Source organism: Anaerobranca gottschalkii DSM 13577 (genome assembly GCF_900111575.1).
GTDB classification, from domain to species: Bacteria; Bacillota; Proteinivoracia; order Proteinivoracales; family Proteinivoracaceae; genus Anaerobranca; species Anaerobranca gottschalkii.
Genome location: NZ_FOIF01000049.1, coordinates 1 through 14,469, shown reverse-complemented (window position 1 = coordinate 14,469; position 14,469 = coordinate 1). Strand labels below are relative to the sequence as shown.

The window sequence follows — 14,469 nt, the reverse complement described above, 5'->3', positions numbered from 1 at the left end:
TTTTTATATGCTAGGCAGGCATCCTTAATAGCTTGTTTTGTTATATTATTTGAATAGTCATTAAGCCATGAGTATTCTTTTGTCTTTTTTAGCTCAGTTAATCTTTTCCTAAGTTCTCTATCATTTAAAAATTTACCACCGTTATTATAATTCTCTTGTTCTGTAGCTAAAGCCCAATTATATGCCCATCTTGCTACTCCTGCACATTCCTTTAGTTTAGTTTTTTGTTTGTTGTTAGGTAGAAGCATTACTTTATAGGTCTTTATCATCTTCTACCAGCTCCTTAATCATTTTCTTTACTTTATTTGCCCTTTTACCTTTTTTATCCCATTCTCTCAATGTTTGAGGATTTTTACCTATAAGTTTTGCAAATTTCCCTATGTTATAATATTTCATTATCATCACCTCTTGAATTTATCATAATATAAAAATTATATAAATTCAAGAATATTGCGTAAATTTCTATAATGTTTTGTTAGCTGTTAAATTACCCCCTTAAGTTTTTATAAAGCCGATAAAATTGCCAATCCTAGAAAAGAAGACAGCAAAAATCCCGATACAACTAATATTATACCCTTTAACCCTTGATTTTTAAAAGAAGAAAAATCGACGGTTAACCCTAAAGCTATCATAGCTAGAAGGATGAGGTCTGAACTTAATCCCCCTAAATAATCGGAAATATCAAAGGGTAGTAGATTTAAACCGTTTATAATGGAAGTGAGAAAAAATAAATATAGGTAGCTAGGTAGTTTGAGTCTATATTTTTCCCTTTCTTCACCAGTAGTAGAAAAGATGCTAAAAACCATAATAACCGGTGCTAAATAAGCTACCCTTGTCATCTTTACAATTGTCCCTATTTCCCCCGATTCTATCCCTAAAGAAAAAGCTGCTCCAATAGCATGTCCAACTCCATGTAATGTTAAACCAGACCAAAAACCGTATTGCCAAGGAGTAAGGAAATTTAGGTGCCCTACTGCCGTATATATCAATACCCCTATAGCTGCCATTAAGTTAACTAGTGATATGGTCACAGGGGCCTTTTTCTCATCTTTCATTATAGGTGCTAAAGCAGCTATTGCCGATGAACCACAAATTGCTGTTCCCACCGCCAGAAAAGCTGTAAAGATTTTATCACATTTTATTAAATACTTTCCTAAGAATATAATTAAAATAATAGTTATTAGAATATGTAGACCTATAATGACAATCCCTTTGAAACCTAATACTGCAAAACCAGATAATGTTAAACGAAAACCTAAAAGTACAATCCCTAGTTCTAAAAAGTATTTGCTGATAAAGGCTACTCCTTTATCAATTTTTTCTGAAACACCTATAGTATTTTTAATAATCATACCGAGGATTATTCCAATGGTTATTGCCTCTAGGGTAATAATAGGTTTAAATAGATTATTTAAAGACTTTGAAATAAAAGCAAGAAATATTATGAAAATAACTCCTAATAGATTAGAAATAACACTTAGCATTAATATAAAACCTCCCAAGTTTAAACATTTTCATTATCTTCACTAAAATCCACTTTTTCCTGTAAGTTATCATGATATGTATCTACATAAAAATTACCATTAGTATCAATGGTACAATACATAACTTCACTAACTTCCTTAACATTATAGTTTTTTAATATTTTCAACAAATCTTTTCCTTTTAGGTTTTTCTTTTGCAAGTTTTCATAGATAATTTGGCCACCAATGATTAACTCAGTAGCTATACCATCTCCCTTAGGTTTAGTGATGGCTAAATCCTCGATTTTAACATTATCTTTCTCAGGTTTTTTTATTATAGAAAGATCTCCATTTATCTCTAATATACCATATTGAACATCATTTATATTAAAACAATCTTTTTTCCTTAGTAATTCATTTAATTCATCTACACTATATCTTGCTTTATTAAGGTTTTGCTCTAACAACTTTCCTTCGTGTATAGCTAATATAGGTTCTCCCTCTACTACTTTTCTAAAAGGGCGATTTTTTAAAGATATATATGATACCAAACCTGTTAAAGCTCCAAAAAGGACTAAGCCAACGAGATGCTGATAAGTTTTTTGATTTAGGTCTGTAGCTAAATTTGCTGCAATAGATCCAAAGGTAATGCCATTTATGTATTCATAGAGTGTTAGTTGAGAAATCTGTTGCCTACCTAATAACCTGGTTACAAACAATATTGTAAAAAAAGCTAATACTGTTTGAATTATTACCTCTAAAAATTCCATAATTACACCCCATTTTTTCATTAGAGTTTTTTTTTATTTATTCTGTAATTATTTAAATACTTATGAGGAAATATATATATTGAAAAATTCTTGAAGGAGAATAAAAATGGAGTCAATACTCACTGAAGTTTTATTTACCATTATTTTTGTAATTTTAGGTTTCCTATTATTATATTATTTGGTAAAAAGGGAATATTTATAAACCGGTGGTGACCCACCGGTTATTTTCCTATTCTTCAAAAAGTAGTTTATAAGCTTTCATATCCCTAATACTATCAAGCTCTTTATCTTTTTTCATGTATGATATTAACTTTTCATCAAGTCGAGTCGCTGTAATTAAATCCCGTAAAGCATTTTCTTTTTTACCTATTAAAGCGTAATAACAACTCCGATTATAGTAAAGGACCGCTATATCTTTATTCTTCTTTATCCCTTCTGACAATAATTTAATACCTGTTAAATAATCCCCTCCTTCCCCGTAAATATGGGCTAAGTTAAAATAGGAATAAGGATAATAGGGGTTTTCTTCAATACTTCTTAAGTAATATTCCTTTGCCTTTTCTATATTTCCTAATTTTTTGTGAATTACACCTAAATTAAATAGAGCTTTATAATTGGTTCCATCTATTTTAAGTGCTTTTTCTGTCAATTCCAATGCTTGTTGATAATCCCCCAGTTCTTCATAAATTGAACCTAAATTTACATAAGCCCAAAAGTAATTTTCTTCTATCTCAATAGTTTTTTTATAATGGATTATTGCTTTTTCTTTATCACCTAATTCATCATAAATGTTAGCCAGAAAAAAATGGGCATGATAATACTTAGGATCTAATTCAATTGCCTTTTTATAACTTTCAATGGCTCTATGTATTTCACCTATTTCTTCTAATGTAATGGCTAAACTATAGTAACCACTGGGATTTTGAGGATCTATTTCTGTTAACCGTTTTAAAATTTTTTCACTTTGAGCCAGATCACCTATTTCCCCAAATAACAACCCTAATTCTAGCAATAATTCAGGATCATTTTCACCACCATAGAGATTATACCCTTTCAAATAGTATTTTAAAGCTTTATCTAATTGATTTTTCTCCCTAAATTGATTACCTATAATCTTATAATTATTTAACATATAACTTTTTTCCATACCTTCAATCCCTGACCTTTTTGTTAAATTTTTTATTATTATTTTAACACATCTAATAACTTTATACCGGTAATTACTATTATTAATCTAGAAAAATCCCTTAAAGTATTATAAAATTTAGTTATATTTAGTAAAAGAAAAGAGGTTATTTTTATGGAGCTACCAAAACCCTTTTTAACGAAAATGGAAGAATTATTAAAGGGAGAGTTTCCTAGTTTCCTAGACAGCTATAATCAACCAAAAAACTCAGGTCTTAGAGCAAATTCATTGAAAATCAGCTCCCAAGAACTATCAGAAAAACTACCATACCTTAAAGATCAAATACCTTGGTGTAGTGATGGTTTTTATTACGATGATGAGAAATACAGACCTGCTAAACATCCATATTACTATGCCGGCCTCTACTATATTCAAGAACCTAGTGCTATGTTACCGGCAGAGTTGTTGGATGTCCAGCCCTATGATAAAGTATTAGACCTTTGTGCAGCTCCTGGAGGAAAATCTTTACAATTAGCTGCCAAGTTAAATAATACTGGCCTTCTAGTAGTTAATGATATCAATGAACGGCGAAGTAAAATTTTATTAAAAAACATAGAACGATATGGAGTAAAAAATATTCTAGTTCTAAATGAAAGTCCTCAAAATATTGCCCAATATTTCCAAAGCTTTTTTGATAAAATACTAGTTGATGCCCCTTGTTCCGGTGAAGGAATGTTTAGAAAAGATCCCCAAATGATCAAGGTTTGGAGTGAAGAAGAAGTTAATAAATATGTCCATTGGCAAAGGGAGATTTTGAGTTGGATACCTAAACTAATTAAACCTGGTGGAACGGTGGTGTATTCTACTTGCACTTTTTCCCCAGAGGAAAATGAGTTTCAAGTAAATAATTTTCTCAAATCTTATCCCCAATTCTCATTGGAAAAAAGTCAAAGGATTTGGCCCCATCTAGCTAAAGGAGAAGGGCATTTTGTCTCTGTTTTAAAGGATACCAGAGATATTTCACCAGCAAGTTCACAAGATAAAAATAGTTATACCTTAGATAAACAATCATTGGACGCCCTTAAAGATTTTAGTATGGATATTTGGAAAGATCCTTCCTTTATATTTTCTCTTCTACCTGATAATGGGTTTTTAGTAGAGAGAAAAGGACATATTCTTTGGGAAAATAAAGATTTGCCGTCTTTGAAAGGCTTAAAGGTTTTAAGATCTGGCTTTCTTTTAGGTACTATCCAAAAAGGCCGTTTTAAACCTAGTCAAGCTCTAGCAATGGCTATAAACAAAGATCAATGTCAAAAAGGGGTCCAGATAGTACACTTAAATTCTAATAATGAAAAGGACCTAAACTTAGCTATCCGATACTTAAAAGGTGAGACAATTTCCCTTGAAGGAATTAAGTGGCCTAAAGGTTGGCATCTAATTTCTATAGATCATTATCCACTAGGTTGGGCTAAAAGTTCAGACCTATGGTTGAAAAATGAGTATCCCCCTGGTTGGAAATATGAAGAAGGAGAAATGAAGAATGGGTAAAAAGATGCGATTAGATAAAGTATTAGCTAATATGGGCTTTGGTTCGAGAAAAGATATAAAAAAGTTAGTTAAAGCTGGTAAAGTCTCTATAAATGGAGAATTGGCTAATGATCCCTCAGCTTACGTTGATCCCTATTGTGATGAAATTATTTTGAGTGGTAAACCTGTTATTTATAAAGAATTCATTTATATTATGATGAATAAACCACCGGGTGTATTATCGGCTACTGAAGATGATCGAGATCCAGTGGTAGTAGACCTTTTAAAAGAAGAAGATAAAGCCTTTAAACCTTTTCCAGTTGGTAGGTTAGATAAAGATACTGAGGGTCTTCTCCTCTTAACTAATGATGGGAAACTAGCCCATAAACTCACTTCCCCTAAAAAAAAGGTACCTAAAATTTACTATGCCGATGTTTTAGGTGAAGTAACTCAAAGGGATGTTGAAATCTTTAGCAAAGGTGTTACTTTAGATGATGGTTATCGCACAATGCCTGGCCAGTTAGAAATAATTAAATCAGGGGAAATTTCCCAAATCCAATTAACCATTTATGAGGGCAAGTTTCACCAGGTAAAAAGGATGTTTCAGGCAGTAGGTAAAAGGGTAATTTATCTTAAACGTATTGCCATGGGTGATTTAAAGTTAGATGAAAATTTGAAATTAGGTCAATATCGACATTTAACAGAAGAAGAACTAGCTTTGCTAACTAAGTAAAGCTAGTTCTTTATTGTTTAAATTTTTAAAAATAGAGGAAGAAAAATTATTGGGAATCTACCAGTTTACCAAAGGATAGCACTTTTTCTTTTAATGATATTCCTTTTATTTTACGGCAAATTCTCTTTAACTGAAGGCTTTCATTTTTTGTTACTAAAGAGATAACTGTCCCTTTAGCACCCATTCTCCCACATCTTCCACTTCTATGGATATATCCTTTTTCATCGTAAGGTAAATCGAAGTTTATCACATGGGTTATCCCAGGAATATCTAGTCCTCTAGCAGAAACTTCTGTAGCCAATAATATTAAAATTTTTCCCTTTTTAAAACTTTGGATAGCATCAACCCTTTCCCTTTTCCCTGTATTACTTGATAGAACTTTGAATGTATGGCCCTTAAAGGTCAATTTTGCTTCTAGTTCTAAAAGTTTATGATGGTTGTTGACAAAACATAGAACTTTCATTTTTTCATTCTTCAATATTTTAGATAAGATATCTACCTTTTTTCTTCCTTCTACTTCGATATAAAAATGTTGGGTATTACTACCACTTTCTTCTTTTTTGATTTGAATCAGTTGAGGATTTTTAGTTAAGCTTAACGCAAGTTCCTCTACTTCCCTTGGCAAAGTTGCGGAAAAGCATAAGATTTGCCTATCACGCAATGTGGCATCGACAATAGTTTTAATTTTATTTATATGTTCTTTTGCCATCAGTGCATCAAATTCATCTAGTACAATAGTTTTTATTCCATGTAATTTCAACTTTTTCAGGTTCATCAACTCTATTACCCGGCCTACTGAACCGATAACTATTTGAGGTTTTTCTTTAAGCTTTTCTATTTGCTTATTTATGTTGGCTCCTCCAATTAATGGAATAGCTTTTATTTCAGAGCCTTGGGACCATTCTGTTATTACTCCATAAATTTGCATCACTAGTTCGTGGGAAGGTGCTAAAATTAACCCTTGAACTGTTTTATTCTTAGGATCTATTTTTTCTAACAAAGGAATTATGTAGGCCAAAGTTTTTCCAGTACCGGTAGGAGAATGGGCTATTACATCCTTTCCTTCTAAAATATGGGGTATGCTTTCTAATTGTATTGGAGTTGGTTTAGAAAATTTATGATTCTCCCAAGCCTCTTTAATAAAGGGTTTTAATCTTTCTAATATCTGCCAATTTTCTTTATCCTTTTTCATCTGCAACATTCCTTTCAGAATCACTTTGATTTATTTTCCCTTATTATATCACCTTTTTTGCTAATTAATATATTTCCCCCATTATATTTTATTTTTTTCTTTTTAGTGTATAATTAAGGTAAAAAGTTTAGGAGGTTTTTATATGGCAACTGTTATTAGTAAACCTATCCTCATCAACGGTAAAGAGATAAAAAATAGGATTTTAATGCCACCCCTTGTCTGTTTTAACTGGGCCGATGATGATGGTTTCCAAACCGTTGACCGTCAACGACACTATGGTCTAAGGGCTGAAGGAGGTACAGGACTAATAATTATTGAAGCTGCTGCCGTTTCTAAAGAAGGGCGATTAGCCACTAGTCAATTGGGAATTTGGAAAGATGAACACATACCTCAATTCGCTAAGATAGCCCAAAAGTGTCATCAAGAAGGAACTAAAGTAATTCTTCAAATTGTTCACGCTGGTATGAAATCAGTAGGTGATAAAGTTTTAGTTCCTTCTCCTATTGAAGAAAATAATACTAAAGATAATTCTACCCAATACATACCTATGACTTTAGAGGATATAGAGAAGGTAAAAGAGGACTTTATAAACGGGGCAATCCGTGCTAAAAAAGCTGGCCTTGACGGTGTCGAGATTCATGGTGCCCACAGCTATCTCCTCAATCAATTTACTTCACCATTAATAAATAAAAGGGATGACCTCTACGGCGGTAGCATGGAAAATAGATTTAGGTTACCTTTAGAAATTGTCAGTGCTATACGAATAGCTTGTGGACAAGACTTCATAATTGGTTATCGCTTTGGAGTAAATGACCCTACTTTTGTTGAAGATAAATATTTAGCTCAGGAATTAGAAAAAGCAGGTGTAGATATTTTAAATGTCTCTAATGGTATTGGTATCAAAAATTTAGATGTACCAAAGGATTTCCCCTTTTCTTTTATCACTTATATGGGTGTAGAAATCAGGAAAGCTGTTAATATTCCAGTAGCTTGTGTATTTGGTATAAGGGTGCCAAAGGAAGCAGAATATCTTTTAGAAAATGACTTAATTGATATGGTTGCAGTAGGACGAGCTTTATTAGCTGATCCTAACTGGACAAATAAAGCTATAAAAGGTGAAGATGTAAATTTATGTTATCATTGTAAACCTAGATGTAAATATAGCGTAGATGGTCATACTTGCCCTTGGTTTAAAACACTAAATTTTTAGAGTATTTATTGACAAGAAAATCCACCTTTGATAGTATATATTACACCAAAAGTTAAAAACTAATATTAAATAATTGAATATTTTATGGCGATGATGAGAAGAGTAGATTAAATTTGTTCTTGCCAGAGAGCTCCGGTAGCTGGAAAGGAGTATGAACATTTAATTGAACCAAGGCTCTGAGCTTCACACGGAACCTTTAAGCTTAAAGGGGATGCTGTGACAGTAGCTCCTGTTATAGAGCATAGGTATTGATATACCTTCTAAGATCAATATGGTGACATATTGATAAATTGGGGTGGCACCGCGAAAGCAACTTTCGTCCCCAAGGCTTAAGGTCTTGGCGACGAAAGTTTTTATTTTATAAATAATTTTTAAATAATAAAGGAGGTTATATTTATGGCTGAAGAAAATAATGTGGTTAAAGATCCCTTAGCTTATAACTTTCTCCATTTAGAAGTTGAAAGGGATATAAAAGATGGTACATACAGTAGAGAAATATGTACCCGTTTTCCACCGGAGCCTAATGGATATTTACATTTAGGTAGTGCTTATGCCATCAATATTAGCTATACAATTGCTAAAAAGTTTGGTGGTACCTTTAATCTTAGATTTGACGATACTAACCCTTTAAAAGAAAAGGAAGAGTATGCCCAAGCGATTATTGATGATATGTATTGGCTAAAGTTTATACCAGATAGAATTTTATATGGATCCGACTACTTTGAAAAGACTTATGAATATGCAGTTCAATTGATTAAAAAGGGAAAGGCCTATGTCTGTGATCTAACCCCTGAAGAAATAAGGGAATATCGGGGTACACTAACGGAACCGGGGAAAGAAAGCCCATATAGAAACCGTAGTGTAGAGGAAAATTTAGACTTATTTGAAAGGATGAAGAACGGAGAATTCCCTGCTGGTTCTAAAGTTTTAAGGGCAAAGATTGATATGGCTTCACCAAATATCAATATGAGGGATCCTGTTATGTACAGAATCATTCATGCTGAACATTATCGCCAGGGAAGCAAATGGTGTATTTACCCAATGTACGATTATGCCCATCCTCTGCAAGATGCTATTGAAGGGGTAACCCATTCCCTATGCTCCATAGAGTTTAAAGACCACCGCCCTTTATATGAATGGTTCCTTAAAGAGCTAGAAATCCCTGAACCACCAAAACAAAGGGAGTTTGGTAGATTTAATTTAACCGGTGTAGTAACAAGTAAACGATATTTAAAAGAATTAGTTTATGGTAATTATGTAGATGGCTGGGATGATCCACGATTACCGACAATCAAAGGATTGAGAAGAAGGGGATATACCCCAGAGAGTATTCACAGCTTTTTAGGGGAAATTGGAATTTCTAAAGATCAAAGTACAGTAGATATATCTATGTTAGACCATTGCTTAAGGGAAGATCTCAAAGAAAAGGTTAATACAGTAATGGCAGTATTTGATCCTTTAAAAGTAGTCATCACTAATTACCCTGAAGGGGAAGAAGAACTTTTAGAAATTGAAAATAACAGTCTAAATCCCCAATTAGGATCAAGAATGGTGCCTTTTGGTAGAGAAATTTACATTGAGCGGGAAGATTTTATGGAAGAACCGGTAAAGGGATTTAAGCGGTTATCCCCCGGTGTAGAAGTTCGTTTAAAGGGAGCATATTTTATTAAATGCAACGAAGTAATAAAAAATAAACAGGGTGAAATTGTAGAACTCCATTGTACTTATGATCCCCAAACAAAGAGTGGTAGTGGCTTTAATGAAAGAAAACCAAAAGGAACAATCCACTGGGTTCCTGTTAAAAACTGTATATATGCAGATGTCCATCTATATGATCGCTTGCTTTTAGATGACGATTTACTTAAAGATGAAACTAAAACATGGGAAGAAAAAATTAACCCCCAATCCTTCATCAAATTAACTAACTGTGTAATTGAGCCTACTATTAAAGATGCTAGTATTGGAGATAAGTTTCAATTTATCAGACAAGGATATTTCTGTGTAGATAGTAAATATACCACTAAAGAAAAGCTGGTCTTTAACAGAATCGTTCCCTTAAAAGATTCTTGGAAAAAGAAGTAATGATAAATCTTCCTTTTTCTCCAAATTAGGGTATAATAAAAAAGGACAAATAAATTTTTGGGAGGTAATTTAATGTTAGTTTCTGCTAGTAAAATGTTAAAGGATGCTAGAGCTGGTCAGTATGCTGTAGGACAATTTAATATCAATAACCTAGAGTGGACAAAGGCTATACTTACCACTGCTCAAGAAAATAACTCTCCTGTTATTTTGGGGGTATCAGAAGGTGCCGGTAAATACATGGGCGGTTATAAGACCATTGTTGGTATGGTAAAGGGCATGATTGAAGAATTAAACATAACAGTTCCTGTAGCAATCCATCTAGACCATGGTAGTTATGAAGGAGCTATAAAAGCTATGGAAGCAGGGTTTACATCTGTAATGTTTGATGGTTCCCACTACCCAATCGAAGAAAATATCCAAAAAACTAAAGAAATTATTCAATTAGCTCACTCTAAAGGTATTTCTGTGGAAGCTGAAGTAGGTTCTATTGGTGGAGAAGAGGATGGTGTAGTAGGTACTGGAGAAATAGCAGATCCTCAAGAGTGTAAAGCAATTGCTGAACTAGGTGTCGATATGCTTGCTGCTGGTATCGGTAATATCCATGGAAAATATCCAGAAAACTGGCAAGGATTAAACTTTGAAGCCTTAGAAAGAATTAAAGCTGCTACCGGTGAATTGCCACTAGTGTTACACGGTGGAACTGGTATTCCAGAAGATATGATTAAAAAGGCTATTTCTTTAGGTGTTGCTAAAATAAATGTTAATACTGAAAAACAATTAGCCTTTGCCCAAGCTACTAGAAAGTATTTTGAAGAAGGTAAAGATTTACAAGGTAAAGGTTATGACCCCCGTAAAATCTTAGCACCTGGTTATGAAGCAATCAAAAAGACTGTTAAGGAAAAAATGGAGCTTTTCGGCTCTATAAACAAAGCTTAAAAATAATAATTACAAAAGCCCCAATGGAAAATTGGGGCTTTTAATTTTAAACAAGTTGTTATATAATAAAGTTTGTGAAAAAATTCTTTTATAAAACAGTGGATAACATTATAGAAAGGAGACCTATTAAGTTGAAAACAAAAAATCGTGGTTTAGTTGTAGTTTTAGCAGGTCTAGGAGTTAATCTTATGTTAGGAACATTATATGCTTGGGGTGTTATAGCAAAAGCTCTGAGAAGTGAATTTGGCTGGACAGCTACACAAACTCAAATACCATATATGGTAGCATGTGCCCTATTTGCCTTTTCTATGGTACCTGGAGGAAAGTTACAAGATAAGTTAGGGCCAAGATTTGTTATTATGATTTCTTCTATTTTAGCAGGTATTGGTTTAGTTTTATCTGGATATATTTTAACTTTACCGGCATTGGTTATTGGTTTTGGTCTAATTTTTGGAATGGCTATGGGAATGGGCTATGCAGCACCTACTCCTGCAGCGATTAAGTGGTTTCATCCAACTCAAAAGGGAATTATATCAGGAATAGTAGTAAGTGGTTTTGGCCTTGCCCCAGTTTATGTAGCTCCTTTAACGACATATTTAATAGAAACTCAAGGTGTTGCCAAAACTTTTTACATCCTAGGAATAGCTTTCTTTACAGGAATAATGTTATTAGCACAGTTAATAAATAATCCTCCCCTCAATTATGAACCTCCACAGCCTAAGAAAGTATCAGCAAAGAAAACTTCTATAAGTTCAAATTCCTTAGATTATAATTGGAAAGAAACTTTAAAAACTAAACAATTTTATATGATCTGGACTATTTTTTGTTTCGGAACCTTTGCTGGGCTTTTAGTTATAGGTCAACTTTCAAATATCGGATTGGAGCAAGCTGGTATCCAAAAAGCTTTTACCCTTACAATTATTTATGCTATTTTTAATGCCTTAGGTAGAATTTCTTGGGGAGTAATTTCAGACTCTATAGGGCGAAAAAATTCCCTCTTAGCCATGTACTTTATTCAAGTAATAGCTTTTGCGTTAATGCCTTTCTTTACTAATCCTTTTACTCTAACTTTAGGAATTGCTACTGTAGGCTTTACCTTCGGTGGTATGCTAACGGTTTTCCCTGCAATTACCGCCGATTACTACGGCATGAAAAACTTCGGTCTAAATTATGGTTTAGTTATAACCGCTTGGGGAATTGGTGGAGTTTTTGGCCCTTTATTAGGAGGTATTGTTAGAGATTTAACAGGAACATACACCTATAGCTATATTGTTTCTGCAATACTAAGTTTATTAGGTGCTATTATTTCTCTTAAAATTTCATCTCCTCAATCTAAAACTATGGAAAATAGTGAACAACAGCCTGTAGGTTATGTAAATATAAATGCAGCTAACTAATTGAAAAACAATGGATGATCCCATTGGGATATCATCCATTGTTTTTTACATTAAAATCCAAAAGTTCCTGCTCGAATTTTTGGATTTTTGCACTATTGGTGATCGACGACAGTTTTATTTTTTCTATTTACTTTTTTATCTTATGATATATTTTCTGATCTATTATTTAAGAAAAAATCTACGTTATTTATGGTACGGTTCACCGTGTATTACTGAATACATGACTCTATTCAAATCTATGATATTTTCAGTAAAGCATTAGATTTTAGCACATAGTACCTTTACTTTATTGCAATATTATAAAATGTATTTTTTTCAAACCTTTATTTCCTGGCACTAAAGAAGTCTTCCTTGTTAATTTCATAATCAACAGCAGTTCTCAATTTACCAGTCTGGTCCTTCCAACAGTCTTTTCTTATTCCAACTCTCCGGGCCCCAATTCTATTTTCGTAAACATACTGAGCCCTTTTGTTTTCAAGCATGGTATCCCAAGCAATTCTTTCTATTGGACATTTAGAATTAATGGTTTCATCTGTAAAAAGAAATTCAAACAGCATCATAATGATTTTAGGACCGTATCCCTTGTTCTGGTAATTAAAATCACATATTTTCCATCCAGGATATGCTGTATCTCCTTTAATCCTGTAACTTAATTCACCTACAGCCTTACCATCAATTTCTATAATACAAAGTTGCCTTAATTCGTCATTCCTGCTTTTAATATTTTCAATAGTATCTTCTAAAGACTCCCCTAGTCCATTGGGAAATCCCGCATGTTCCATGACCTTTCCGTCATTCCACCACTTATTTAAGTGAATAGCATCATCAACAGTAGCACTTCTGATTACAATATTATCTTTTTCAATTCTCATATTTGCCTCCTTAACTTATGAAGATAATACCGCCTTTGCCTTACTTATAATACTGTGTATCACCACATTCCCATATAAAATCCTCCCCTTCCCTTTGTTCTTTGCACCCCCTAGTCAATTTCAAACTCCATGATGCCTCCAATATTACAATTGAAGGATTTACAGATTTTATTAAAATTTTTAAATTAACTGGTTTACCCTATCTCATTCTTTCATAACAGTACAAACTTAAAATTAAACCAAATGCAACAAAAAAAATTGCTTTCAATTAATATTCTCCACAATACTTTTATTTCCTGTTTGTTGTATTAAAAAAATTTGAACGGATGATGCTGATTTTAAGAGGAGCAAGGGGAAAAAAAGAAGAAACTCCCCCTTTAACCACTACAGAAAAAATTACTTCGAAATTTGTAAACTATGGATTTTGGTTCCTAATAAGCTTCGGTTTAATCCTAGGTATTTTAAATATGATGCAAATAGACATCAATGAATTATTTATCCCAAATCTCGGTTTAATCATTGGTGTTACAGGAACAGCCCTATCTCTATTTATTGTTATCAAAGGAAAGAGATTTTTAAGGGATGATACTTTAGAATCAGAAAAAGATAAAATCCAATCTTTAAAAAAAACATTTATTCAAAATTCCTTAGAAACCTCTTTTGTTATTATGTGGGTACTTTTCGGGTATCTTGCCTATGAGCTATTAACTTTTGGAGTAGGTGGGGGAGACCACCTAGCAGGGCAAATTATTATCGAAAACTGGTTACTTGCAACGGGTATAATATCTATAATAATTGGGGTAACAGTTGGAATAATTCCAGGCTGTGGTCCTCAGATAGTCTTTGTAACCCTATATATAAATGGTTTAGTACCTTTTTCCGCTCTCTTAGCAAATGCCATCTCACAAGACGGGGATGCCCTATTCCCTCTAATAGCCATTGATCGAAGAAGTGCCCTTTGGGCAACAATTATCAATAAGTTTCCCGCTTTAACCTTTGCTTTAATAATGTATTGGTTTGAAATCAAATATAATTTATTTAGCTTTTTAAGGTAGGGGGAGAATTCCTCCTACCCCCTTTTTTCCCAAATTTCCCTTAACTGACATTTTATTGTTTCTAACTTCACTAGTGGTTTTTCTTCTCTATCTAAAGACATTATTT

Annotated in this window: 13 protein-coding genes, 1 pseudogene and 1 other annotated feature; of the genes and pseudogenes, 7 read left to right on the top strand and 7 right to left on the bottom strand. The window is 33.1% G+C overall.

What is annotated here, in order from left to right; translation table 11 throughout:
- The 5 genes and pseudogenes from BMX60_RS09705 to BMX60_RS09690 form a co-directional block, all read right to left on the bottom strand.
- On the bottom strand, positions 1-269 hold a 269-nt coding region (locus BMX60_RS09705; protein WP_177159656.1), incomplete at its 3' end, for a helix-turn-helix domain-containing protein.
- A gap of 49 nt (positions 270-318) precedes the next feature.
- Positions 319-396: pseudogene (locus BMX60_RS11905) on the bottom strand (MerR family transcriptional regulator); the annotation flags it as partial.
- Between the two features lie 107 nt (positions 397-503).
- Positions 504-1,484 (bottom strand): YeiH family protein, encoded by a 981-nt coding sequence (locus BMX60_RS09700; protein WP_091351273.1) that lies wholly within the window; start codon positions 1,482-1,484, stop codon positions 504-506.
- Positions 1,485-1,504: 20 nt separating this feature from the next.
- Positions 1,505-2,233 carry a DUF421 domain-containing protein gene (locus BMX60_RS09695; RefSeq protein ID WP_242945756.1) on the bottom strand — a complete coding sequence of 243 codons (729 nt, stop codon included), beginning with the start codon at positions 2,231-2,233 and terminating at the stop codon, positions 1,505-1,507.
- Positions 2,234-2,462: 229 nt separating this feature from the next.
- A complete protein-coding gene (locus BMX60_RS09690; RefSeq protein ID WP_242945755.1) occupies positions 2,463-3,380 on the bottom strand; it encodes a tetratricopeptide repeat protein in 918 nt (305 codons plus the stop codon).
- 153 nt (positions 3,381-3,533) lie between these two features.
- On the opposite strand from BMX60_RS09690, the gene BMX60_RS09685 reads away from it, so the two are divergent.
- Together BMX60_RS09685 and BMX60_RS09680 are read left to right on the top strand one after the other, a co-directional pair.
- Entirely contained in the window at positions 3,534-4,907 is a 1,374-nt protein-coding gene (locus BMX60_RS09685) for an RsmB/NOP family class I SAM-dependent RNA methyltransferase (RefSeq protein ID WP_091351272.1), read from the top strand.
- On the top strand, positions 4,900-5,619 hold the full coding sequence (locus BMX60_RS09680; RefSeq protein WP_207648435.1) for a pseudouridine synthase: 720 nt from the start codon (positions 4,900-4,902) through the stop codon (positions 5,617-5,619). Before BMX60_RS09685 ends, BMX60_RS09680 begins: the two co-directional genes overlap by 8 nt.
- A 46-nt stretch (positions 5,620-5,665) precedes the next feature.
- Here the strand turns inward: BMX60_RS09680 and BMX60_RS09675 are convergent, their stop codons facing one another.
- On the bottom strand, positions 5,666-6,811 hold the full coding sequence (locus BMX60_RS09675) for a DEAD/DEAH box helicase (RefSeq protein WP_091351271.1): 1,146 nt from the start codon (positions 6,809-6,811) through the stop codon (positions 5,666-5,668).
- A 142-nt stretch (positions 6,812-6,953) separates the two neighbouring features.
- Between BMX60_RS09675 and BMX60_RS09670 the strand changes: the two genes are divergently transcribed.
- The 4 genes from BMX60_RS09670 (at position 6,954) to BMX60_RS09655 (ending at position 12,436) form a co-directional block, all read left to right on the top strand.
- A complete protein-coding gene (locus BMX60_RS09670) occupies positions 6,954-8,021 on the top strand; it encodes an oxidoreductase (protein ID WP_091351270.1) in 1,068 nt (355 codons plus the stop codon).
- A gap of 81 nt (positions 8,022-8,102) precedes the next feature.
- Positions 8,103-8,348 (top strand) — a binding site (T-box leader).
- 69 nt (positions 8,349-8,417) lie between these two features.
- Positions 8,418-10,103 carry a glutamine--tRNA ligase/YqeY domain fusion protein gene (locus BMX60_RS09665; RefSeq protein ID WP_091351269.1) on the top strand — a complete coding sequence of 562 codons (1,686 nt, stop codon included), beginning with the start codon at positions 8,418-8,420 and terminating at the stop codon, positions 10,101-10,103.
- A 72-nt stretch (positions 10,104-10,175) separates the two neighbouring features.
- A complete protein-coding gene (gene fba / locus BMX60_RS09660; protein WP_091351268.1) occupies positions 10,176-11,039 on the top strand; it encodes a class II fructose-1,6-bisphosphate aldolase in 864 nt (287 codons plus the stop codon).
- A 131-nt stretch (positions 11,040-11,170) separates the two neighbouring features.
- On the top strand, positions 11,171-12,436 hold the full coding sequence (locus tag BMX60_RS09655; RefSeq protein WP_207648434.1) for an L-lactate MFS transporter: 1,266 nt from the start codon (positions 11,171-11,173) through the stop codon (positions 12,434-12,436).
- 323 nt (positions 12,437-12,759) lie between these two features.
- Here BMX60_RS09655 and BMX60_RS09650 read toward each other — a convergent pair whose 3' ends face one another.
- Complete coding sequence (locus tag BMX60_RS09650) at positions 12,760-13,308, bottom strand: GNAT family N-acetyltransferase (RefSeq protein WP_091351267.1); 549 nt, start codon at positions 13,306-13,308, stop codon at positions 12,760-12,762.
- A 329-nt stretch (positions 13,309-13,637) separates the two neighbouring features.
- Between BMX60_RS09650 and BMX60_RS09645 the strand changes: the two genes are divergently transcribed.
- A complete protein-coding gene (locus tag BMX60_RS09645; protein WP_177159768.1) occupies positions 13,638-14,363 on the top strand; it encodes a putative manganese transporter in 726 nt (241 codons plus the stop codon).
- Positions 14,364-14,469 lie beyond the last annotated feature (106 nt).

What these genes read in the sequence shown, in the direction of transcription:
- BMX60_RS09700 (WP_091351273.1), bottom strand. Translation starts at nt 1,484, where the DNA reads ATGCTAAGTGTTATTTCTAATCTATTAGGAGTTATTTTCATAATATTT.
- BMX60_RS09695 (WP_242945756.1), bottom strand. Translation starts at nt 2,233, where the DNA reads ATGGAATTTTTAGAGGTAATAATTCAAACAGTATTAGCTTTTTTTACA.
- BMX60_RS09690 (WP_242945755.1), bottom strand. Translation starts at nt 3,380, where the DNA reads ATGGAAAAAAGTTATATGTTAAATAATTATAAGATTATAGGTAATCAA.
- BMX60_RS09685 (WP_091351272.1), top strand. Translation starts at nt 3,534, where the DNA reads ATGGAGCTACCAAAACCCTTTTTAACGAAAATGGAAGAATTATTAAAG.
- BMX60_RS09680 (WP_207648435.1), top strand. Translation starts at nt 4,900, where the DNA reads ATGGGTAAAAAGATGCGATTAGATAAAGTATTAGCTAATATGGGCTTT.
- BMX60_RS09675 (WP_091351271.1), bottom strand. Translation starts at nt 6,811, where the DNA reads ATGAAAAAGGATAAAGAAAATTGGCAGATATTAGAAAGATTAAAACCC.
- BMX60_RS09670 (WP_091351270.1), top strand. Translation starts at nt 6,954, where the DNA reads ATGGCAACTGTTATTAGTAAACCTATCCTCATCAACGGTAAAGAGATA.
- BMX60_RS09665 (WP_091351269.1), top strand. Translation starts at nt 8,418, where the DNA reads ATGGCTGAAGAAAATAATGTGGTTAAAGATCCCTTAGCTTATAACTTT.
- fba (WP_091351268.1), top strand. Translation starts at nt 10,176, where the DNA reads ATGTTAGTTTCTGCTAGTAAAATGTTAAAGGATGCTAGAGCTGGTCAG.
- BMX60_RS09650 (WP_091351267.1), bottom strand. Translation starts at nt 13,308, where the DNA reads ATGAGAATTGAAAAAGATAATATTGTAATCAGAAGTGCTACTGTTGAT.
- BMX60_RS09645 (WP_177159768.1), top strand. Translation starts at nt 13,638, where the DNA reads ATGCTGATTTTAAGAGGAGCAAGGGGAAAAAAAGAAGAAACTCCCCCT.